Origin of the sequence: Brevibacterium siliguriense (genome assembly GCF_900105315.1) — a bacterium.
GTDB lineage: Bacteria > Actinomycetota > Actinomycetes > Actinomycetales > Brevibacteriaceae > Brevibacterium > Brevibacterium siliguriense.
The window spans coordinates 965,044-987,560 of record NZ_LT629766.1; the positions used below are offsets into that span (position 1 = coordinate 965,044).

The 22,517-nt window shown below is 65.8% G+C and carries 17 protein-coding genes; 15 read left to right on the forward strand and 2 right to left on the reverse strand.

Going from position 1 to position 22,517, the window contains the following annotated elements; all coding sequences use genetic code 11:
• The first annotated feature begins 166 nt into the window (after positions 1 to 166).
• From BLU88_RS04200 to BLU88_RS04225, 6 genes are all read left to right on the forward strand, one after another.
• Positions 167 to 1,420, forward strand: a complete 1,254-nt coding sequence (locus BLU88_RS04200; protein ID WP_269457667.1) for a trans-sulfuration enzyme family protein — start codon at positions 167 to 169, stop codon at positions 1,418 to 1,420.
• Between the two features lie 284 nt (positions 1,421 to 1,704).
• Entirely contained in the window at positions 1,705 to 3,621 is a 1,917-nt protein-coding gene (locus BLU88_RS04205; protein ID WP_092010297.1) for a sensor histidine kinase, read from the forward strand.
• Positions 3,609 to 4,253: a response regulator transcription factor gene (locus tag BLU88_RS04210; protein WP_092010300.1), complete on the forward strand. Its 645-nt coding sequence runs from the start codon at positions 3,609 to 3,611 to the stop codon at positions 4,251 to 4,253. The genes BLU88_RS04205 and BLU88_RS04210 overlap by 13 nt, the downstream gene beginning before the upstream one ends.
• Position 4,254: 1 nt before the next feature.
• Positions 4,255 to 5,190 carry a DUF4097 family beta strand repeat-containing protein gene (locus BLU88_RS04215; RefSeq protein WP_092010303.1) on the forward strand — a complete coding sequence of 312 codons (936 nt, stop codon included), beginning with the start codon at positions 4,255 to 4,257 and terminating at the stop codon, positions 5,188 to 5,190.
• Positions 5,191 to 5,258: 68 nt separating this feature from the next.
• Complete coding sequence (locus BLU88_RS04220; RefSeq protein WP_092010307.1) at positions 5,259 to 6,008, forward strand: SDR family oxidoreductase; 750 nt, start codon at positions 5,259 to 5,261, stop codon at positions 6,006 to 6,008.
• 100 nt (positions 6,009 to 6,108) lie between these two features.
• The gene (locus tag BLU88_RS04225; RefSeq protein ID WP_092010310.1) at positions 6,109 to 6,648 is read left to right on the forward strand and encodes a DUF421 domain-containing protein; all 540 of its coding nucleotides are present in this window, start codon (positions 6,109 to 6,111) and stop codon (positions 6,646 to 6,648) included.
• Between the two features lie 3 nt (positions 6,649 to 6,651).
• Here BLU88_RS04225 and BLU88_RS04230 read toward each other — a convergent pair whose 3' ends face one another.
• Positions 6,652 to 7,647, reverse strand: a complete 996-nt coding sequence (locus BLU88_RS04230) for an amidohydrolase family protein (RefSeq protein ID WP_331712460.1) — start codon at positions 7,645 to 7,647, stop codon at positions 6,652 to 6,654.
• A gap of 68 nt (positions 7,648 to 7,715) precedes the next feature.
• Between BLU88_RS04230 and BLU88_RS04235 the strand changes: the two genes are divergently transcribed.
• Both BLU88_RS04235 and BLU88_RS04240 read left to right on the forward strand, forming a co-directional pair.
• Complete coding sequence (locus tag BLU88_RS04235) at positions 7,716 to 8,558, forward strand: DUF402 domain-containing protein (protein ID WP_092010313.1); 843 nt, start codon at positions 7,716 to 7,718, stop codon at positions 8,556 to 8,558.
• Positions 8,559 to 8,633: 75 nt separating this feature from the next.
• Positions 8,634 to 9,656, forward strand: a complete 1,023-nt coding sequence (locus BLU88_RS04240) for an NADP-dependent oxidoreductase (protein WP_092017157.1) — start codon at positions 8,634 to 8,636, stop codon at positions 9,654 to 9,656.
• A 121-nt stretch (positions 9,657 to 9,777) separates the two neighbouring features.
• Here the strand turns inward: BLU88_RS04240 and BLU88_RS04245 are convergent, their stop codons facing one another.
• Entirely contained in the window at positions 9,778 to 10,779 is a 1,002-nt protein-coding gene (locus tag BLU88_RS04245) for an asparaginase (protein ID WP_092010316.1), read from the reverse strand.
• Between the two features lie 53 nt (positions 10,780 to 10,832).
• Here BLU88_RS04245 and BLU88_RS04250 point away from each other — a divergent pair, with 53 nt between their 5' ends.
• Genes BLU88_RS04250 through BLU88_RS04280 form a run of 7 tightly spaced genes read left to right on the forward strand, consistent with a single transcriptional unit; the run spans position 10,833 to position 22,503 of the window.
• Positions 10,833 to 11,264: an MmcQ/YjbR family DNA-binding protein gene (locus BLU88_RS04250; RefSeq protein ID WP_092010319.1), complete on the forward strand. Its 432-nt coding sequence runs from the start codon at positions 10,833 to 10,835 to the stop codon at positions 11,262 to 11,264.
• Positions 11,265 to 11,309: 45 nt separating this feature from the next.
• Positions 11,310 to 14,258, forward strand: coding sequence for a DEAD/DEAH box helicase family protein (locus BLU88_RS04255; protein ID WP_092010323.1), 2,949 nt, complete (start codon positions 11,310 to 11,312; stop codon positions 14,256 to 14,258).
• A gap of 45 nt (positions 14,259 to 14,303) precedes the next feature.
• A complete protein-coding gene (locus BLU88_RS04260; protein ID WP_092010327.1) occupies positions 14,304 to 15,767 on the forward strand; it encodes a DUF3375 domain-containing protein in 1,464 nt (487 codons plus the stop codon).
• A complete protein-coding gene (locus tag BLU88_RS04265) occupies positions 15,764 to 16,573 on the forward strand; it encodes a DUF4194 domain-containing protein (RefSeq protein WP_092010330.1) in 810 nt (269 codons plus the stop codon). Before BLU88_RS04260 ends, BLU88_RS04265 begins: the two co-directional genes overlap by 4 nt.
• The gene (locus tag BLU88_RS04270) at positions 16,570 to 20,007 is read left to right on the forward strand and encodes an ATP-binding protein (protein WP_092010334.1); all 3,438 of its coding nucleotides are present in this window, start codon (positions 16,570 to 16,572) and stop codon (positions 20,005 to 20,007) included. The genes BLU88_RS04265 and BLU88_RS04270 overlap by 4 nt, the downstream gene beginning before the upstream one ends.
• Positions 20,004 to 21,350, forward strand: coding sequence for a Wadjet anti-phage system protein JetD domain-containing protein (locus tag BLU88_RS04275; protein WP_092010337.1), 1,347 nt, complete (start codon positions 20,004 to 20,006; stop codon positions 21,348 to 21,350). The genes BLU88_RS04270 and BLU88_RS04275 overlap by 4 nt, the downstream gene beginning before the upstream one ends.
• Positions 21,337 to 22,503, forward strand: coding sequence for an MFS transporter (locus tag BLU88_RS04280; RefSeq protein ID WP_092010340.1), 1,167 nt, complete (start codon positions 21,337 to 21,339; stop codon positions 22,501 to 22,503). Before BLU88_RS04275 ends, BLU88_RS04280 begins: the two co-directional genes overlap by 14 nt.
• The last annotated feature ends 14 nt before the right edge of the window (positions 22,504 to 22,517 follow it).

Sequence of the window (22,517 nt, forward strand, 5' to 3'; positions counted from 1 at the left end):
TGGGAAGAGGTGGCAGAGAGATTAGCGTCGAAAAATGACATTCATCGGCGACATATGACGTGACGTGACCGTCCGCGTCAGCGCGTTCGCGCGCGCACACCTGCGCCACTCACACTGAATCACACCGCAGATGCAGCGGTGCCCATCAGTGAAGGAAGGATCCGCCGTGAGTTCACCCCGTTTCGAACCCACCACAACCGCCGGAATCTCGACCCGATCGGTGCACTCGGGAGCCATGCCCGAAGCGCACACCGGTTCGGTCGTGGCCCCGATCTTCCAGACCTCCACCTTCATGATGGACACCCCGGGTCAGACCCGCGCCGGCTTCGACTATGCGCGGACGGGCACGCCGAATCGCAGTGACCTCGAACAGGCGCTGTGCGAATTGGAGGGCGCGTCATTCGCCGCGGCCGTCAACTCGGGAACCTCGGCCGAGGTGGCCGTGTTCTCCGCGCTGCTGCGTCCCGGTGACGAGGTCATCCTGCCCCGCGACGTCTACGGTGGGACCTTCCGCCTCCTGCAGAACGAATACGTGCGCTGGGGAGTGGTCATCCGCACCGTCGACCTCACCGACGCTGCGGCGCTCGCCGCCGCCATCAACGACAACACCGCGATCGTCTGGGTCGAGACCCCGAGCAATCCTGGACTCGACATCATCGATATCGCCGAGGCGGCCCGCCTCGCCCATTCCGCGAATGCCCTGCTGGCCGTGGATTCGACCTTCGCGACCCCGGTGCTGCAGCGTCCGCTGGAGCTCGGCGCCGATATCGTCGTCCACTCGACGACGAAGTTCATCAACGGCCACTCCGATGTCATCGGCGGGGCGGTGCTGGCCGGTGATGGGACGAGCTGTCCCCGCGCCGCCGAGGTGGTCGACCGTCTCGAGAGCCACCTCGCCTCAGTCGGGCTGGGCATCTCCCCGTTCGACGCCTGGCTGACCAGGCGCGGGATCAAGACCCTGCCGGTGCGGATGAAGGCGCACTGCGCCAACGCGCAGGCAGTCGCCGAATGGCTCGAGGCTCGCGACGAAGTGGCCGAGGTGATCTATCCGGGTCTGCCGTCCCACCCCGGGCATGAGGTGGCGAAGCGGCAGATGAGCGGATTCGGGGGAGTGGTGTCCCTGCGCACCGACACCGAGGAGCGGGCGTTGGCGCTGGTGGCGAACACGAAGCTCATCACCCTGGCCGAGTCGCTCGGGGGAGTCGAGTCCCTCATCGACCACCCGGCGACGATGACGCATCTGTCCGTGGCCGGCAGCGAGGTCAGCGTCTCGGGACGGTTCATCCGCCTGTCCGTCGGCATCGAGGACGTCGACGACATACTCGCCGACCTCGCCCAGGCCCTCGACGCCACGGCGGCGGTGGAGATTGCTGACAACCATCACTCACCGTCGGCAGCACGTCCTCTCCTCATCGGCTGATCCTCCCGGCGCTTCGGCATCCCTCACCCTCAGCGGCATAACACCTTATTGCAGCGGGGTGATCAGTCACGAAAGGTGAGGGATGCTGAGGATCGGCACGGGCTGCGGTGCGGCCGAGGCGTGTTCGCAGATCCAGTGTCTGCGGTCACAGGGTGTCGGGAAAACCCGACGTGGAGTCGGAGGTCTTCGTGCTGTTCGCGGGTCCGCGGCTCCCGTAGCGTTATTGCTATGAGTGAGAAGACCCCGAGAGCCCGCAGGATCAGGAGCCGCACGGCGCTGATTCGGTGGATCCTCAGACCCCCGACGTCGCACCCGATGCCACCGACCGCGCGGACACTGACACCCCCAATTCCGCGGAGGCGGCCTCCGGCATCGAGCCCGACGCCTCCTACCGCGCCGGTGCCGACGACACACCCAATACCGTCGAGGTCAGTGAGCGCGAAGATTCCATCGGCGCCGAGGGGATCGTCAACGCCCCGCCCACCGCTGAGATCGCTGAACCTGCGGCCACTCAGGCAGGAGAGTTCCGAACCAAGCCGCTTGATTTCGACGTGCCGTTCGCCACCGGTTCGACTCGTCAGTATCCGCAGCAGTCGTGGAGGGACACGCAGCCGCAGGGGTACGGGCAGCCGCAGAACCCCCAGCAGCCGACCCTGCAGTACGCACAGGCTCCCGCAGCCCAATTCGCATCCCCGAACTACGCGACAGCTCCCAGCGACTCCGGTCCTCGCACCTACCCCTCGACATCTGTCTACTACGGCCCCGCCGGACAGCAGCCCCAGCAGCCGCGCCAACCACGGCCACCCCGTCCGGGACAGCCGCCGATGCCGCCCCCACGGCCGCCTCGGCGAGCGAGGCAGCGCACCGAACCGGTCGCCTACGCACCGGTCACCGGTTCGCTGCCGCTGACCCGGGACGAGGTCACCGAGATCCCCGCCGACGGTCCCATCACCTGGCCCAAGCGTCCGACCGGAATCATCGGCGTCGCGAACCTCGTGCTCTCCGCCGTCCTCGGACTGATCTGGGCGTGGATCCCGCTGGGACTGCTGTTCACCGGTATCGGCGGAATCTTCGCCCTCGGCCTCGGTGTTCTCGCCCTCCTCGTCTGGGTCCTCGTCCAGCAGGGCGCGAACAACGCCGAACGCTACCGGGCCGAACTCATCTACGCCGATAAGATCCCCGTCCCGAAGATCGAAAGCAGCAATCGCCCGCCGGGCATCGGCCGCTTCCTCCACAACCGCTGGCTGCAGGTGAAATCGGGTGCTTTCTGGCGCTCGACCGCCCATCACTACATCAAGATGCTCCTCGGCCTGATCGTCGTCGCCGGCACCATCACCGCAATCTGCGGATCCATCTTCGGCATCTTCGCTGCCATCAATCCACACGGAGTCAACACCTTCTTCATCGGCGAAACCATCGACGGCCCGGCCCGCATCGGTGTGGCCATCGGCGCCGTCATCGTCCTCGCCAGCTCCCTGGCCATCCTGTGGTTCGCCCCGCTGCTCGACCGCGCCCTCGATCGGGCCCTGCTCGCACCGGCACGCACCGTGGCACTGCAGGCCGAGGTCACCGAACTCGACCGGGCCCGCATGGCCGGCATCGAGGCGGCCGCTGCGGAGCGACTGCGCATCGAACGCGACCTCCACGACGGCGCCCAGCCCCGGCTCGTCGCGCTGACCATGACCTTGGGCATGGCGAAGACGAAGATCGACTCCGACCCGGAAAGGGCGAAGGAACTCGTGGCCGAAGCCCATACCGAAGCCAAAGGCATCGTCACCGAACTCCGTCAGCTTGCCCGCGGAATCCACCCCGCCGTGCTCACCGACCGCGGCCTCGACGCCGCAGTCTCCGCGCTGGCCGGCCGGTCGACGATCCCAATCGACGTCGATGTCCGACTCGAAGGGCGAATCGGGCGCGAAGCAGAAGCCGTGTCCTACTTCGTCGTCGCCGAATGTCTGACGAACATCACCAAACACTCGGGCGCCACTCGCGCCAGCGTGTTCATCGCCCCGACCGAGAACGGTGTGCAGATCGTCGTCACCGACAACGGCCACGGCGGCGCACGCGTCGACCGCACCGGCCGTCACACCGGCATCGCCGGTCTCATCGACCGGGTCGAAGCCGCTCGTGGCACACTGAATCTGACCAGCCCCGCAGGTGGGCCAACGACTGTAGTTGTGGAGGTGCCATGCGCATCGTAATCGCTGAAGACTCTGCCGTCCTGCGGGCCGGACTCGAAAGACTGCTCGCCGATGCCGGACACGAGATCATCGCCGCCGTGCCCGACGCCAACGAACTCCTCGCCGTCGTCCACAACGACCCGCCGGATCTCGCCGTCATCGACGTGCGCATGCCTCCGACGTTCACCGATGAGGGCATCCGCGCCGCCGTCCTCATCCGCAAGCAGAACCCGGACGTCAAGGTCCTCGTGTTCAGCCAGTACGTGGAAGAGCAGTACGCGTCCGAACTCATCGCCGAGAACACCGGCGGCTTCGGCTACCTGCTCAAGGACCGCGTTGCCGACGTCGAAGACTTCCTCTCCGCCGTCGACGAGGTCGCAGGCGGCGGCACCGTCCTCGACCCGGAGGTCGTGTCACAGATCCTCGTGCGCACGCGCAAGAAGGACGGATTGTCGACCCTGAGCCCTCGCGAAATCGAAGTCCTCCAGCTCATGGCCGAAGGCAAGTCCAATGCGGCGATCGCCCGCACCCTGTACCTCAGTGCCGGTGCCGTAGAAAAGCACATCTCCTCGGTGTTCACGAAGTTCGGTCTCACCGCCGACACCTCGGAGAACCGTCGAGTCCTCGCCGTCCTCACATTCCTCGGAGCATAGAATGCCTGCCACAGTACGCATCAGCGAATCCGCCCGCGTCGGTCTGCGTGCGGTCCTGATCATCCTCGCCGCCGTCGTCCTCCTCATCCCCGTCGTCGTCAGCACCGCCCAGGGCGCCTCCCGTCTTGACTATGGGCGGATCGAATCGACCGAACAGCTGCCCAAAGCGATGAAGGAACTCAAGATCGGCCTCGACTCCGGCGGCTCCGTCGACATCAAGACCGCCGACGTCGCCGAGGCGACCGTGAAGCTCACCGGCACCGGTCCTCGTGACAGCTCCGCGAACCTTGAGGTCGACAGTCGAGGCGAAACCGCCGAGGTGGACCTGCAGAACAGCGAGAAACTGGAGAACACCCAGCTGACCGTCACCATCCCGAAGAGTGCCGCGAAAGACCTCGCCCTCGATTTCGACGGCAACTACGGCCGGTTCGATGTCACCGGTGATTTCGCTGAGATCAATGCCGACACCGGCGGTGGAACCGCGAACGTGACCGGTTCGGCGCAGAAGGTGCGAACCACGAGCGATTGGGGTGCCACCTACTTGGACGGAGAATTCGGAAGTGTGTCGGCCAAGACCGGGGTCGGTGCCATCGAAGGAGAGAATCTCACCGTCAGCGACCGTATCGACGTGGTCAGTTCGACGGGAACCGTCGACCTCGACTTCACCAATCAGGCGATGCCCGTCGGCGGAATCATTGCGAAGACCGAAGAAGGCTCGATCGAGATGCGGGTGCCGAATCTCAAGCTCACCTCAGAAGAGCTGGATGAGGACTTCTTCTACCGGATCAACGCGAAGTCCAATGACGGCACCGTCGACCTCGCCTCCGATCTGGAGAAGTTCGATGTGGCGAAGGACCCGGAGGAAGCCAAGGACAAGGTCCTCGTTCCGGTCTCGGCCACAGCGGATACTGGTACCGTCACAGTCAACCAGAACTGAGAAACGACCGGCGCACGGGCGGGCTCGACTATGGGCCCGTCCGTGCAGCGTCTGAGGGGTCGACGATCATGCAGATCACCGTCTATGGAGCCACGGGAACCTTCGGCGCGCAGTTGGTGCCCCAGCTGCGGGAACGCGGCCACACAGTCATCGCCGCTCATCGCGGGAGCGGGGTCGACACAGTGACCGGGCAGGGAGTCGCCGAGGCAGCCGAGGGCAGCGAGGTGCTCGTCGACTGCGTCAATCGGCTGACGACGAAAGCGCGCAAAGCCATCGATTTCTTCTCACGCAGCTCCCGTTCGATCGCCGGTGTCGCTGCCGAGCAGCCAGGCACCTCCGCTGCGGTCCTGTCAATCGCGTTCCGTCCTGAGGCCGCGGAGTCGCCGATGATGGGCTACTACCAGGGCAAAGCGATGCAGGAGCGCATCTTCCGCCGACTCATCCCGGATGAGCGGCTGCTGATGTTCCGGTCCGCGCAGTGGTTCGAACTCGTCGACACGATGACGATCAAGGCAGGGCCGCTGCGTTTCGTGCCGAAGATGCGCGTACAGGCCCTGGCTGTCACCGAGGCGGCACGGATGATGGCCGAGGCCATCGACGCGCGCGAGCGCGGCGCCATCGAGGTTGCCGGTCCTGAGATCAGCGACTTCGCTGAGATCGCCCGCCGACTTGCCGCGGCACGTGCTCGGAAAGATGGGACCAGGCGTTCGAAGGTCGTGGGCATTCCCCTGCCCGGACCGATGGCCCGCGATGGACTCATCCCGCCCTCACCGAGGATGTCCGACGTGACCGTCGACGAATGGCTGCGCTCGGTCTGAGTCCCAGCTGAGGCGCCGAACCCGGTGCGAAGCGCTGACCCCGTTCCCAGCGCAGTGCCCCGAACACGGGGCAGGCGTATCATCCGTTCCGGAGGTTTACATGGATTGGATGGAATACGGGCTCAACTGGGTCGACGCAGTCAGGATCGTCGTCTCATGCGTGGCCTTCTACTTCGGGATCATTCTGCTCTTGCGCATCTTCGGCCAACGCACTCTGGCGAGCCTGTCGAGCTTCGATGTTGCCGCGATCATCGCCATCGGTGCGATCATCGGGCGGTCCATCCTCGGTGATACCCCGACTCTGGCCGCCGGCATCCTGGGTCTGGCGACCCTGCTGATCCTGCAGGCGCTCAGCGGATTCGGCCGACGCTTCGGTTTCGTGCGCAGCGTCGTCAACTCCCCTGCGGTGGTGCTCATGGCCGGCGCAGAGATCCTCACGGACAATCTGTCGAAGAGCCACGTCGACCATGACGAACTCATCGCCAAACTTCGTTCTGCCGGCATCCGCAACCGTGATGAGGTGGCGTGCGTGATCCTCGAATCGACTGGCCAGATCAGCGTCATCCGACGCGGTGGCCCGATCTCCGAGGAGATGCTCACCGGAGTCATCGGCGCCGACCGAGTGCCCCGCGACGGCTGAGACTCAGTCGAGCCCGAGGACCTTCGCACCGTTGGCCCACAACACCGAGCGCATCCAACCGTCACCGAGGCCCAGGGCGGCGAGCCCGGAGATCTGGTCGACGTACGGGTAGGGGATGTTCGGGAAATCAGAGCCGAGGATGACCTTGTCCTCAAGCCCGGCCAGGCGTTCGCGGTAGGCGGGGGCCACCTCGGCAGGGGAGGAGAAATACCCGGAGGCGAACATCGTCGTGTCGAGGAAGACATTGTCGAATCTCTCTGCGAGATCGGCGAATTCGTCGTACTCGGGCATGCCCATATGGGCGATGACGAATGTCAGCCGCGGGAACCGCTCGAGGACGTTCGCCACCGCCCGCGGGCCGGTGTACGTCCCCGGCAGCGGAGCGGATCCGGCGTGGATGACGATGGGCACGCTCGCTGCTTCGAGAGCCATCCACGCGGGGTCGAGGACCTCATCATCGGGTGAGAACACACCGACCTGAACGTGGACCTTGAACAGCTTCGCACCGGCGGCAAGCGCGGCAGGGACGTAGTCGGCCGATTCGGGTTCGGAATAGAGGGTGCCGCAGTGGATGACGTCGTCGTGAGCCGCGGCGAACTCGGCGTTCCATTCATTCAGCCACGCAGCCATCCCGGGCTTGTGCGGGTAGGTCAGGGCCGGGATGGCGCGCAGGCCGAGCTCGCGGACGATATCCAGGCGGGTGTCCGTGTCGAATCGGTAGTTGATCGGCCAGTCCCGGCCGTAGTTGTCCGCGGCATTGTCGAAGTACTCCCACACCTTGTCGAGCACGTTCTGCGGCAGGAAGTGGACGTGGATGTCGGCGAGTCCCGGTAGGCCGAGGGCGCGGACGTAGCCGGGGACCTCGGCATCGGAGCGCGGCGGAACGGTCATCGTATCGGGGACCTCGACGATACGACCGATCGTCGTCTCCGGGGCCGGGTTCGCAGTCGTACGGGCAGGTGAGGGGGTCTGAGTGGCTGCATCATCGGAGTCGTCCATGGCCCCACTCTATGACGTCGCAGTCCGGTCTTCAGCGCTCACCCATGCCCGCGGCATAGACTGCCCGCATGAGCCTGCGCGATCCGTTCACGATCCCCACTCCTTCCCAGGTCAGACCCGTGGGGCAGGCGCCATTCTGGACTCCGGGGCAGAGAGTGACCTGGACGTTCCGGCGTTTCGACTTCGACCGCGACCTCGCCGAGGTGGCCCGCCCGATGCGTGTCATCGCCGATGGGCCAGAGGGGTCCGTCCTGTGGTTGGCCGGGGGCACGCCGACGCAGGAGACCCGCATCGTCGGATGGGAAGACACGAATGCCCACGATGTGCCGTTGAAGGCACGGTTCCGTCCACCGGCCGAGGCGCCCACCAGGATCAATGTCGAGGGCACGTGGCGGGGTCGCGGAGTGCTCAAGATCGTCCCTCCCGAGGTTCCGTTCTCCGTGTGGGTGCTGCTCAAGGACGGCGGGGACGGTGTCGATCGTCCAGGGTCCGGCGGTATGCGGGTCGAGTGGTACATCAATCTTGAGACCACGCACCGACGCAATGCTGAGGCGCTGTTCACCAGCGATCACATCCTCGACATCACCTTCCCGCTCGTCTCGAGTCCCCTGCACGCTGAAGACGGTCGGCTGGATCCGACCGGTGCCGTCTTCAAAGACGTCGACGAACTCGCCGCGGCGGCGAACTACGGGGCGTGGCCGAAGGAATGGTCGGAGATCATTCGGGACAACGGCAGCCATCTGCTCGACCACCTCGGCGATTTCGGTTGGGCCTTCGACCCTGAATGGGAGACGGTGGCCCGCGAGTTGGCGGGGAACGCTCGATTGGGTGCCGCCTCGGTATCAGAAAAATCGTTCGATCAGGAACATCGGGCGATCCCGAATGGTTGTTATGACCGACACCATCGGTGATCGCCGCGGATGGGCCCGTCGCCTCAAAGGAGCACACCTGTGAAGAATGATCTGCTGCTGAAAGGAACCGCCTCCATGACGTCCAACCATCGGATTCGCCTGAACTCGCGCCCCGTGGGCGCTCCCACTGCAGAGAATTACCTGCTCGACGAGGTGCCTGTGCCGTCCCCGGGCGAGGGGCAGGTGCTGCTGCGCACTCTCTATCTCTCACTCGACCCGTACATGCGCGGGCGGATGTCGGACGCGAAGTCCTACGCCAAGCCCGTCGAAGTCGGCGATGTCATGGTCGGGGCCACCGTTTCCGAGGTCGTCGAATCCAATGCCGAGGGCTTCGCCGCCGGTGAGATCGTGCTCGGCTACGGCGGTTGGCAGGAGTACTCGGTCGAGTCGACCGGGCACCTGCGCAAGATCGACCCGGAGCTCGCTCCGATCTCCACGCACCTCGGCGTGCTCGGCATGCCCGGGTTCACCGCATATGCGGGACTGCTCGAGATCGGTCAGCCCAAGGAGGGTGAGACCGTGGCCGTGGCTGCAGCGACCGGGCCCGTCGGGTCCGTCGTCGGACAGATCGCGAAGATCAAGGGGGCGACCGCCGTCGGCATCGCCGGCGGCCCTGACAAGGTCGCCCACCTGCGTGAGCTCGGCTTCGACGTGGCGCTCGACCACCGCGCGGGCAATCTCAAGCAGGAACTGCGGGAATCGGTTCCGCAGGGAATCGATGTCTACTACGAGAACGTCGGCGGAGCCGTGTTCGACGCTGTGCTGCCGCGGCTGAACACCTTCGCCCGGGTTCCCGTGTGCGGACTCGTGGCCAACTACAATCTCACGAAGCTGCCGGATGGACCGGACCGTTCGGGTGCGCTCATGGGGCAGGTCCTGACGAAGTCGCTGCTGATCCGCGGCTTCATCCAGACCGAATTCGCCGAACGCCTGACCCCGCAGTTCCTGACGGACATGAGCGGATGGCTCAAGGAGGGCAAGGTCCGCTACCGCGAGGACATCCGTCCCGGTCTCGAGAAGGCTCCCGAGTACTTCAACGATCTGCTCACCGGCGGGAACTTCGGCAAGATGGTCATCGCTGTGGGTGCGGAGAGCTGAGACTGTCGGTTCACTACTGAGACCGCATAGAGGAGGAGGCGTCGACCAGTCCAGGTCGGCGCCGCCTCTTTCTTGCGTTGCGGTTCGTAACGCGGTTCAGTCCGGCAGGCACTCGGTGAGCTCACGCGAAATGAGCGAACACCTCGGCGGGGTCGAGACCGAAGCTCAGCGCAAGAGTGAGCAGGATGCGGGCCTTACGGGCGTCGAGGATTCCGGCGGGAATGAGGCCCGCCTCGAGGAGGCCGATCTCTCCGCCGGGATAGCTGTAGGTGCGGCGCAGGCTCACACCCGATCCCGTGCGGGAGGCGAGGACCACTGGCATGGCATCCGCCAGACGAGTCACTGCCGGCAGCAGCTCCTCGGGGACATGCCCTCCGCCGACGCCCGAGAGTACCGCACCGTCGAACCCGGATCCGGCGATGAGATCTAGCGTCTCTGTCGGTTCCCCCATCCCCACCTCGGCGAAGGCGACCTTGCTCAGCTGAGACGGATGGGACAGACCGGCGAATGGTGATGTCGGTGGTTGGGGCGCGTGCGGGAGGTGGAGATCGTCCTCGCTCAACCAGCCGATCGCGCCGAGGACAGGACCGGAGGTGAACGCCGCCGTCGAGGTGGTGTGCGACTTCGTCACGAACCTCGGATCGTGGACCTCGTCATTGAAAACAAGCGCGGCAGGCAGGTCGCTGACCTGGCTGGATAGGGCGGTGAGCGCGGCGGCCCGGACATTCGCCGGCCCGTCGGCTCCGGGCAGGGTCGGATTGCGCATGGCCCCGGTGGCAGCGATATGAGTGCCCGAGTCGTTGAGCAGCCAGAGTCCGAAAGCAGATTCTTCAAGGGTGTCGGTGCCCTGGGTGAGGACGATGCCATCGGCCTCGGACGAACGGGCGAGCTCGACGACGTCGAAGAGCATATCGAGGGTGACATTGGCGCTCGAGACCTGAGCGACCTGAGTGAAATCGGCCCGCAGATCCGGCCATAACTGGTCGAGACCCGCGGCCGCAGCGATCTCCGCGCCGCTGAGCGCTGGAGCAACCCCACCTGCGGCATCGGCGGTCGACGCAATGGTCCCGCCGAGAGCGGCCAAGAGCAGGTGAGGGGCGGTGCGCGGTGAGGTCTCAGGCATGTTTCGAGTCTAACGTCAGTCCGTGCGTCAGCGGCCTTTGCTAGTCTCCACGCATGGACCCCGATACCGTGCTTCGCCTGGCTCACGATCAAGCCATGCAGTACCCCTCGGTCGAACTCGACTACCCGTTCGGCCCGGACAATGCCGTGTACAAGGTGCGCGGGAAGATGTTCATGATGGCCTATGAACTGCGCGGGATCCCCAGCCTCAACCTCAAGATCGATCCCCTCGACGGAGAGGTGCTGCGAGACGTTTATGCGGAGATCTCACCCGGCTACCACATGAACAAGAAGCACTGGATCACTGTCGCAGGGGAGGGTGACGGCGGCGGGGACGGCAATGGGTCGGATGCGGCTGGCAACCGGCTCGATGCCGACCTTCTCCATGATCTCGTCCTCGAATCCTACTGTCTTGTCGTGGCCAAGATGCCCAAGAAAGACCGACCAGTCGACCCGGACACCTTCGGCGGTCGCGGTGACGACTGATGATTGATCCGACGAGAGCACCCGCTGACTTGGCCGAAGGCAATCATGACGGCTGAGCCCACGACAGCGGCAGCCGGGGACCGGCTGCCCCTGCGCCGTCACCAGAGTGAAGCGCTCACGACTCTGCGCGAGGGGGCCGCTGCCGATGAGCGCCGGTCCTGGATCGTTCTGCCGCCAGGTGCCGGCAAGACACGCGTCGGAGTTGAGCATGCGATCCACTTGCTCGATCGCAATCTCATCGAGCGAGTCGTGGCCTTCGGTCCGAACACAGCGATCCAAGGTCAATGGGCTAAGGAATGGAACCGCCTCGGCGATGGTCGTCCTCCTGCCGGAAGCACGCGCGATCTCACCCAGGCTTTCACTGCCCTCACCTACCAGTCTCTGGCCGTCTTCGACACCGACCGGGACGGCGTCGATCACGAAGAGGGCACGCGCAGCACTGATCAGGTCGAAGAACCCGACGACCGTGCGACCGATAACGGTAATCCAGGACCAGCCGGCAATCTGCTCGACTCCCTGGCCCCCGGTGGTCGGGCCCTCGTCGACAGCCTCGTCGCAGCCGGTCCGACGCTGCTCATCCTCGACGAATGCCATCACCTGCTCGAGGTCTGGGGGCGCCTGCTGTCGGACCTCCTCGCACTGCTGCCCGGTGTGTGGGTACTCGGACTCACGGCCACCCCACCGGCGACGATGTCGAGCCGACAACGGGAACTCGTTACCGACCTCTTCTCGGCCATCCGCTACTCCGCCTCCATCCCCGCGCTCGTCAAAGAAGGCGACCTCGTGCCCTTCGCCGACCTCGTCTGGGTAACCGAGCCGACCCGAGAAGAACGGGACTGGCTGTCGGCACAGGCCGAACGCCACACCGAATTCATCACCGGCATCCTCGACCCGGGACAGGGCACGATCGGACTGCTCGAATGGGTGGACCGACGATTCCTCGGCGATCGTGCCGAATCCGTGAGCTGGCAGTCCATGAGTCGGCAGCGTCCCGAACTCTGCGATGCGGCACTGCGCCTCCACCACGCGGATCTGCTGCGCCTTCCGCCCGGAGCGAGGCTCGGCGAACAGCACCGTCGCGACCCCGATCCGGACGACTGGGCACGACTCATCGAAGACTGGATGCGCCACCGCCTGCTCGTCTCAGATGATGCGTCCGACCAGGACCTCGCCGAGGAGATCCGCCGACGACTGCCTGCGATCGGCTACCGCTGGACCCGCCACGGAATCGTTGCTGGCCGGTCACCGATCGACCGGGTCCTCTCCCACTCGGCGGCGAAGCCGCGCGCCTGCGTCGACATCGTGGCCGCCGAAGCCGCCAACCTCGGGGATCACCTGCGGATGCTCGTCCTCTGCGACTTCGAATCCGCCACCGCAACTCTGGCCGCCGATATCCGAGATGTCCTCGACGAACGATCCGGATCCGCACTTCTGACCCTGGAGACCTTGGCCCACGACGCGCAGACAGCACATCTGAAACCGATGCTCGTCTCCGGCCGCACCGTCGCGGGGCCACCGGACGTCCTGCATAAGCTGATCGAATTCATCTCCGCCGACAATGCTGGACTCGCCGGCCGGCTGAGTGTTACTGATCCCGTCGCCGGAGTCAGTCGCATCGACGGGCGTTGGACGAGCCGAGACTGGGTGCCGTATGTGACCTCGTTCTATGCCTCCGGGTTGACGCAGGTGCTCATCGGCACCCGAGCGCTTCTTGGCGAAGGGTGGGACGCACCGGCCGTGACCGGACTCATCGACCTCACCAGCGCGACCACCCCGACCGCCGTGACGCAGACCCGTGGACGGGCACTGCGCGAAGACCCGACGTGGGCAGACAAAGTCGCATTGAACTGGACCGTCGTGTGCATCAGCCCAGATCACCCGCGCGGAGGCCAGGACTGGAACCGTCTCGTGCGCAAACACGACGGCTTCTTCGGCACTGACTCAAGTGGAGAGATCGTCGACGGAGTCGCCCATATCGACCCAGTGTTCTCGCCGTTCCACCCGCCCGAGGACGACATCGACGCCATCAATGCGCGGATGACCCGACGGTCCCAATCTCGTGCCGAGATAGCCGAACGGTGGCAGGTCGGCACGGACTACCGCGACGAGGAGCTGCGATCGGTGCGCATCGTCGCAGCCGATGTCGACGGCGCAGTGTCCGATCCGGGCCGAGTTGAGATCGACGACTCGTCTGACCGGGAAGCGGGCGCCCGTACGGATGCCGTCCCTGACATTGCCGGTGCCGAAGCCGACTTCGAGGGCATCATCCCGATGCCGCGGCACCGTGACGGTGATCCAGGTAAGATCCTTCCCTTCACTCTCCGCACCCCGCTTGTCATCGTCTGGGCGGCGGTGGGTCTCCTCATTGCCGCAGCAGCAGTGCTCAGCAACGGAGTCGCGGCGTGGGTCTTCGGCCTCATCGCGGCCGGGCTGTTGGTGAGCCTGCCTGCTGTCCTCACCGTTGCCGGCGGTCGCCGGCGGCGCGTCTATGGGGCTGCCCCAACCGTTGCGCAGATCGCCGGTGCCCTCGCCGAGGCACTGCAGACTCTCGGTCTGAGCAGCGCGGGTGCCGACGCGGTGCAGATGACGATCGACGTACGCGGTGACCTGCGGTGCCACCTCGACGCGGACCCCGCCTCGGCGGAGGTCTTCGCGCTCGCCCTCGACGAAGCCGTGTCACCGATCGGCGATCCCAGGTACCTGCTGCCGAGCTGGCGACTGCCGAGTCGTGCCGATGGGCGGTACGGATGGTTGACCCAGATGCGATGGGGATTCGGCGCCACTCAGAAAGCCGACCCGATCTGGGTCGGTGTGCCCACGGTGCTGGGGACGAAGAAGGAACGTGCGGTGACCTTCGCTGATGCCTGGGACACCTGGATCGGAGGAGGCGACCCGACCTACACCCGCAATCCCGACGGGGCCGGCATTCTCGTGGCCGTGCGCGGAAGCGATCCGTGGGGGAAGACCTCGGTGCTGCGCATGCGCTGGCGTTGACCGCCGAATTGGCGCGCACCCGCCTAGGCGCAGAGAATAGTTTCTATGTCCGCCCTGTCATCCGCGCTCGCCTACCGGCGACTGCTCGAATCGAATGCCACCCTGCGCATGCTCCGGGCCGACAACCTCGCTGTCATGGCCGGAACTCTTGACGCTCATCTCGGCAAGCCCGGCACCAGGATGAACACCGAGGATCTGCACGAAAGCATCGACGCCGACCTCGAAGAGCTCCGCGACCACTTCGACCTCTCGCTGCGGACAGCGAAGGCCTACTGCGATGACTGGCGACGCGCCGAGATCCTCGTCCGCCGTCCCGCCACCGCCGCCAGAGGCGAAACCTACGAACTCTCCGCCGCCGGCTTCGATGCCATCCGCATGCTCGAGCAGCTGCGCACCCCACCACAGACCGCCACCGAATCCCGGCTGGTCAGCCTCGCACAATCCGTGCGACAGCTGGCCATCGACACCGACCCGGACAGCTCTCGCCGCCTCGCCTCCTTGCGCGCCGAACGCGACCGCATCGACGCCGAGATCGCCCGTGTGCGCCGCGGCGATCCGCGCTCGGTCGTCCTCGACAGGCGCCGCGCGAACGAACGCGTCTCCGACATCCTCCAGCAGGCGCAGGGACTGCCCGCCGACTTCGCCCGCGTGCGCGCCCGCTTCGAAGAACTCAACCAGGAGCTGCGGGTCTCGATCCTCGCCGCCGAGGACTCCCAGTCCCAGGTACTCGACGAAGTGTTCCGCGGCGTCGACCTCATCGAATCCTCCGACGAAGGTCGGACGTTCTCGGCGTTCTCCGCGCTCGTCCGCGACCCCGAACAGTCAGCGGCCTTCGACGACGACATCGCCGCCATCCTCGACCGGGACTTCTCCGCCACCCTCTCTCTGACCACCCGTCGTTCCCTGCGCACCCTGATGCGCCAGATGAAGGACGGGTCCCACGAGGTCTCGGACATCCTCACCGAGTTCGCCCGTGGCCTGCGCCGCTACGTCCACTCCCACGAATTCCAACGCGACCGCGTCATGCGCACTCTCCTCCAGGAGGGTCTCGCCGCGGCCGCACCTGTGTCGCAGGAGCTCAAACCCTACGACGAGATCGGCCTCGACCTCGAACTCTCCAGCGTCTCACTCGGCAGCGTCGGCGAGGTCATCCTCCACGACCCCGAGGAGTTCAACGCCGGAGCGGAACTCGGCGAGGCCACGGACTCCGAGATCGACTTCGCCGAGCTCATCGCAGTCGCCCGCGAATCCGAGATCGACTTCGCCGAACTCACCGAGAACATCAACTCCGTCGTCACCTCCGCCCACGAGGCCTCCGTCGCGGAGGTGCTCGAAACCTTCCCCGCCACACAGGGTCTGGCCAGCATCGTCGGCCTGTTGTCCCTGGCCAGCACCTATGGCCACGTCGATGTCGGCAACCGCGAAATCCTCACCTGGGCCGGCGTCGACGGCATCGTCCGCACCGCCGCGATCCGCCGCCACTACTTCACCGAAGGCATCACCCTATGAGCCCCACCCACCACGACAACGACACAGCCCCCGCCGAGGTGAGGGCCGCCTCGGCGAGGGAATCCACCGATTCCGCGGACGACCTCAGCCACAACCCCAGCGGTCTGTGGTCCGGTGACACCGGGACGCTGGGAGAGCGCACCCGCCGAGTGCTGCTCGAACTGCTCAAAGGGCCGTATGTGTCCGGGACGCAGGCCCCGCAGCTGTGGGCAGCCCTCGTCGCGGACGAGAGCCTCGTCCGTTCGCGCCTGCACGATCTGTTCCTCGACCTCGTCATCGACCGGGTCGACGAATTCGCATTCACCCGCAAGATCGTCACCGACGAAATCGACGCACCAGCCGCGGTACGCAGCGAACGACTCACCTTCCTCGACACGGCAATGCTGCTCGTGCTCCGGCAGCTGCTGTTGGCCGCGCCGGGGGAGAAGCGCGTCATCGTCGACCGCGAAGAGGTCTATGAACGCCTTGCGATCTACCGCACCGGCGACGAATCGACCTTCCAACGCAACCTCAACGGCGCGTGGTCGCGGATGAGCAACCGGCTGCGCGTACTCCACAAAGCCGGTGAAGACCGCTTCGAGATCTCCCCGATGGTGAAGTTCCTCATCGACGAGGACCGCGTGCGCGAGCTCATCGCCGTCTACGAACGCATCGCCGCCGGTGAAACCGATGCCGGTGAGATCGACGCTGACGAGATGGATGACGGTGAGGACTCCATCGCCGAGGCGGTCGTGGACAACGCCGACACCGACGCATTCGATGCCGATACCGACATCGACGCCGACACCGAGGAGGACGAAGCGTGACAGAGGCACTCTTCCCGCTCGACGCGGCGTTCGTCGCGGACCAGGCGCGTGCTCGCGGGGCGAACCGACCCGACGTCGGCAGCCAGTGGCGCCTGAGCGAGATCCAGATCGCGAACTGGGGCACTTTCGACGCCGACATCCACCGCATCCCCGTCTCCCACAAGGGCCACCTCATCACCGGGCCCTCGGGTTCGGGCAAGTCCTCCCTCCTCGACGGAATCGCCGCAGTGCTCACCCCGGACAAGTGGCTGCGCTTCAACGTCGCCGCTCAGACCGCGGGCGCCCGCCTCGACCAGCGCAGCCTCGTCAGCTACGTCCGCGGAGCCTGGACTCGCACCGCGGATTCCGAAGAGGACCGGGTCGTCAGCAAATACCTGCGTCCACGCGCCACCTGGAGCGGAATCGTCCTCCGCTACGACAACGGCAGCGACAAGCCCCTGTCGCTGGCGCGACTCTTCTTCATCAAGGGATCGGGCACGAAAGCGACGGACCTCTCCGACGCCTGTGTCCTCGAGCGCGCGGACCTCGACCTCTCCGACCTGCAGCACTACGCCCGGTCCGGACTCGAGACCCGCAAACTCAAAGCCGACCATCCTGATGCGGTGGTCACCTCGAACGGCCATCACGGGAAGTTCTATGCACGGATGCGCAAGACCTTCGGCATGGCCGACGAGTCCGCACTCCAGCTGCTGCACAAGACACAGTCGGCGAAGAGTCTGGACAGTCTCGACCGGCTCTTCCGGGACCATATGCTCGAAAGTCCGGTGACCTTCGACCTGGCCGAGACAGCCGTCGCTCAGTTCGGTGACCTCAAGGACGCTCATGACCATGTCGTCGAACTGCGCAAACAACGCGACCATCTGCTGCAGCTGCGCGAAGCCGCCTCCCGTTTCGAGACCGCCAACGACATCGCCGCGAAGTCGATCGCGCTCAGCGAAGCTCTGCTGCCGTACCAGAAGCGGCGCGAGCTCGATATCCTCCGCGCCGACCTCTCGGCGCTGACGCGGCAGACCGTTGAACTCGAAGTCACCGCTGACCGCGCCAAACGTGATTTCGACGCTGCCGTCGACGAATACGACTTGGCCAGACGGGCTACTTTGGAGCTCGGTGGTTCCGAAGCCGAACACCTTCAGCAGCGTATCGATACCGCCGAAACCGAACGCCGTGCCATCGCCGAACGTTGGGCAGGACTGGCCCGTCAGCTCGAGCAGGCCGGCATCGAGCACGCCCCGACCACAGCCGCCGAATTCGCCGAACTCCAGGCTCAGATCGCGTCCAGCCTCGACGACGACACACAGGTCGCCGGCCCCAGCCATGCCGATCATGACAGGTTCTCCCAGGCGCGGGCGAAGGTCCGCGAACTCGAAGGGGAGATCGAATCCCTGCGGCGGTCCGGTTCGACCGTGCCGAACAACCTCATGGCGATCCGATCCGAGCTTGCCGCCGGCACCGGCTTGAGCGAGAAAGCGCTGCCGTTCGCAGCCGAACTCATCGAAGTCGACCCCGACGAAGCCCGGTGGACAGGTGCCATCGAGAGGGTGCTGCGGCCCATGGCACTGACCGTCCTCGTCCGTTCTGAGAACCTCTCTGCTGTGCGCACCTGGGTGGACTTCCACCGCATCCGCGGACGCCTCGTCTTCGAAGAAGTCCCACACTCGGTGCCGAGCCCGCGCCCCGTCGGCAGTGAGAAGTCGCTGTTCACCAAGGTGCACGTCTCGGACACCGGCTTCGGCGACTGGGTTCGGGCCACCTTGTCCGAACGTTTCGACTTTGCCTGCGTCGACCGTCCCGACGAGCTCGACGACCACCCCCGCGCCGTCACTGTCAAGGGCCAGATCAAAACCTCACGCACCCGGTACGAGAAGGACGACCGGAGGGCTATCGACGATCGCAGCCAATGGGTCCTCGGGGACCGCGAAGCGAAACTCGAAGCCCTCGTCGAATCGCTCAAAGAGGCCCAGGCTGAACTGGCCGCCGCTGAACAGGTCGTCGCGGCTGCCGACGCCGAATCCGCACAGGCTCACCGCCGCCGTGGCATCCTCGCCGGTATTCGCGAACAGTCGTGGCGAGACGTCGACCGAGACGGAGCGGCCGAGAAGGTCGCAACTCTCGAACGACAGCTGGTCGAACTCGAAGACGCCGACGGCGACCTGCAGCAGGCAATCGGTGCCGAACGTGAGGCGAAGGCGGTCAAAGACGCGGCCGAGACCGCGAAGTCCGAAGCCGACTATGCCCTGCGCCGGGCGAACGAAGAATCGACGGGACTGCGCTCGAACATCACCCGGATCGAGGACGACGTGAACTCCGGTCGCGTTGCGGAAGTCGACAGCCACCTCGGCGAGCTTTTGGACGAACGATTCCGGAAGATCCAACGCAGCATCAAGCGGGAGAACCTCGCCGAGGTGGGCCAGCAGGTCTCGCAGGTGCTGCAGGAGGAGAAGGACCGGGCGCAGGCCGAAGCAAGTCGGTCGGGGCAGTCCGTGACCCGGCTGGCCGCCGAGTTCAAGGCCGCATGGCCGTCGGTATCGTCCCAGCTCACAGCCGAAGTCGATGATCGTCGCGCCTACCTGTCGATGCTCGATGAGATCCTCGCGCACGGTTTGCCCGATCATGAGAACCGGTTCCGGGAGCTGCTGCAGCAGCGGTCCCGAGACCTCATCGGCGAACTCCTCAACGAGATCCATGCCGCTCCCCGGGAGATCGAGGACCGGGTCGCGCCGATCAACTCCTCCTTGCTGCGCTCGCAGTTCGACGAGGACCGGTACCTGCGGCTGAAGGTCAAGACCCGTCGGTCCGAGACCGTCAACGCCTTCATCGCCGATCTCCGACTCGTGGCGAGCGGAAGCTGGGGCGAGGACGATATGGAGACCGCGGAGAGGAAGTACGACACCCTCGCCGAGGTGATGCGCCGATTCGCGTCCAGCGAGCATGTCGACAAGGTCTGGAAGTCTCAATGTCTGGACACACGCCTGCACGTGAGCTTCCTCGCCGAGGAGATCGACGACCACGGGCGTGCGCACGCGACCTACGATTCGGGTGCGGCGATGTCCGGAGGTCAGCAGCAGAAGCTCGTGATCTTCTGCCTGGCGGCAGCGCTGCGATATCAGCTCGCCGACCCGGATGAGGCGATCTCGAAGTACGGCACGATCATCCTCGACGAGGCCTTCGACAAAGCTGACACCCGCTATACCAGAATGGCTCTCGATATCTTCATCGAGTTCGGATTCCACATGGTGCTGGCGACTCCGCAGAAGCTGCTGCAGACGATCGAACCCTATGTGGGAGCGGCCACATCGATCGAGAATCCGAGCCGGCAGAAGACCCTGACCTCGACGATGGTGTGGGACGAGTCGGAGCTGGACGGGGCTGGAGCTGAGTCGGTCTCGGAGCCAGAGTCGGCTGATGGCGCGGACGAGGAGTCGGCTGCCCGATGACGATGCTCTCTGTCGCCGAGGCTCGGACGAAGGCACGTGCACGCCTGAGTTCGTCCATGGCCTCGTGGGCGGCGGAGGCGACAGGTGAGGTGCGTGTTGAGATCGCCCTCAAACCACCGACGGAGAAGCAGGTGCTCTCCGATCAGGCTGCCGCCGCGAACTGGGCCGGCAGTTGGCGGGCGGTCCGGGAGCATGCGGGCGCACCTGCAGAGCTCGAGGTCGATTGGGAAGAACGCAGTTGGGTCCGCGTCGGCAGGCAACGCGTTCCGGTCCGACTGCGACTGTTGACCCCGGATGCAGTGGCCGCTTTCGTAGGCGGCGACACCGCTCGAGAATGGCGGAGGCTTCGAGACCGTGCCGTCAGCATCCGGCAGCGACTCGGGTCCGTATCGAACGGCATCGCGGCGACTCGCGACTCGGACGCGGAGGCCAGCTCGGACGGGGACTCCCTTGCCGCGGCGATACGTTCCCAGTCGAAGCGGATCCTCTCCTTGTCCGACGCTGCGTTCGCTACTGTGATCGACGTCGTCGACTGGCTGTGCACCCATCCGCTCGGATCGCTGCGACCCAGACAGCTGCCCATCCGCGGGGTGGACTCGAAATGGTTCGAGACCCACCGCAGCCTCGTCACCGCCCTGCTCGGAGGGATCGGCCACGCCCATGCGGTGACCGTCCTCGACGCCGAACCGCGACTGCGGCTGCGTATCCTCGACGGGACCCTGATCGGCGCCGTGGACCATGAGGTCACCGTCGATCGCACCTCGGTCAGAGCAGCCGCCGCGCCCCTCGACGATGTGACCGCTCCGATCTCCCAACTCGGTCGACTGCCCATATCGCCGAGGCTGGTCTTCGTCTTCGAAAACCTCGAATCCGTGCTCGCCATGCCGAATTGGCCGGGTGCCGTGGCCGTACACGGCTCCGGATATGCCGTCGACGGGGTCGCTCGATTGGGCTGGATCGCCGGTGCGCGCGTGCTCTATTGGGGCGACCTCGACTCCCATGGGTTCGCGATCCTCAACCGCCTGCGCAGCCACCTGCCGGAGGTCGAATCCGTGCTCATGGACGAAGCAACACTGCTCGCGCACGAGGATCTCTGGGTACCGGAACCGAAGCCGAGCACCGGCACTTTCGCGCATCTCACCGGCACGGAGGAACGTGCCCTCGAACGACTACATGCTGAAGGAGACGTCCGGCTCGAACAGGAACGCATCCCGTGGGATACGGCTCTGAACCGGCTGCGGACCGCGGCCGAGGTGGAGTCCTCGGGCCACCTCGGCGAAGGAACGGGACGTGGCGTGGGAACGGAGCACCACCTCGGCGAGGGCCTCGATGACGACCGATAAGCCGCGCGGGGGACTGACCGCCCTCTGCGTCGCCGAACTGGTGTGCTGGGGCCTGCTCTACTACTCTCTGCCGGTGGCGGTCACCCCGATCTCTGACGATATGGGCTGGAGCCACACGACGGTGACGGCGGCGCTGACAGTCGGGCTCATCGTCTCAGCGCTCATGGGACCCAGCGTCGGGCGGATGCTCGACCGGCACGGCCCGCAGCTGATCATGGGTGCGGGTACGGCCATCGGAGTTGTCGCCCTCGGGCTCGTCGCGATCGCGTCGAATCTCGCCGTGTTCTTCGCCGCCTGGATCCTCGCCGGATTCGCCCAGGCAGCGACGCTCTACCCACCAGCTTTCGCCGTCATCACCCGCTGGTACGGGGCGGAACGGACGAAGCCCCTGACGACGATCACGCTCGTCGGCGGGCTCGCATCGACGGTCTTCGCCCCGATCATCGCCTGGCTCATCGACAGCCTCGGCTGGCGGGGAACCTACGGTGTGCTCGCCGGATTGCTCGCCGTCCTCGCGCTGCCGATGCACCTGTTCTTCCTCAACCGCACCTGGACCGACGAGGCGGCCGCGTCCACAGTGAAGCCGAGCCGGGCCGAACTGCGCCAAGTCACTCGTCACCCGCGTTTCATCACCCTGCAGATCGCCGTCGCGATCGCGACGTTCACCCTCTTCGCGGTGACGATCAACATCATCCCGCTCATCATCGAACGCGGTGCCGATTACAGTCTGGCGGCCATCGCCCTTGGCCTCGTCGGCTTCGGTCAGGTGGCGGGACGATTCGGCTACCCGAGTCTGGAACGGCACTCGTCGACGCGGTCGCGGACAGTCATCCTCTTCGCCTCGGGCGCGGTCGGACTGTGGCTGCTCGCCCTGGTTCCCAGCCCGATCTGGCTGCTCATCGGCATTGCCATGCTCGCCGGCGGAGTCCGCGGCTGCATGACATTGCTGCAGGCCACGGCGGTCTCCGATCGGTGGGGAACGAAGAACTTCGGAGCCGTCAACGGCGTCTTCGTCGCCCCGATCACCGCGGGCACGGCGCTCGCACCGGTCGCCGGTCCGGCGCTGGCCGGGGTACTCGGCGGGTACCCGATGATGGCGGTGACCATGGCCGGACTGCTCACGCTGGCGACCCTGCTGTCTGCGCGGACGTGAGGGGAGCTGCTCTG